The following is a 477-nucleotide window of genomic DNA, read 5'->3' as shown; positions in this document are numbered from 1 at the left end:
GGAAGGCCGTCCGATGCCGATTCGTGAGGTGCCGGGGGGGGTCGAGGTGGATCTCTGGGTGCAGCCTCGCGCCAGCAAGACCGGGCCGGCGGGGCTTCAGGGCGACGCCGTGAAACTCCGGGTCGCCGCCCCCCCGGTGGAGGGCGAGGCCAACAAGGAGATCGTGCGGTTCCTGTCCAAAGCGTTCCGGGTCCCCCGGTCCGCCGTGTCCCTCGTGCGGGGGGAGACCGGCCGGCGAAAGACGGTACGGATCGAGGGCGTCACCCCGGCCAGGGTGCGGGAGGCCCTGGGCCTCGGCTGACGCCCGGGGCCAGAATTACTAAGGCCAACGAAAGTATTGTCAGATCCCCGGGGTTGCAACGGAAACCCGCTGGTGGGGGGACTGGTGGAGAGCCGGGTGCGGCCCCTTACCTCGCCGCGCCATCACCACGCCCGGATCTCTTTGGAAGATCCGGAACGTCCGCCACCGCCGCCCGC

1 protein-coding gene is annotated in these 477 nt (G+C 70.6%); it reads left to right on the top strand.

All coding sequences use genetic code 11. From position 1 onward, the window contains the following. Positions 1-13: 13 nt before the first annotated feature. Positions 14-301, top strand: coding sequence for a DUF167 domain-containing protein (locus ACYQ8L_RS18610; RefSeq protein WP_459943313.1), 288 nt, complete (start codon positions 14-16; stop codon positions 299-301). Positions 302-477 lie beyond the last annotated feature (176 nt).

Source organism: Deferrisoma palaeochoriense (assembly GCF_054656955.1).
Note: the sequence above shows the minus strand (reverse complement) of the source record. Positions and strands in the feature narration are given on the sequence as shown.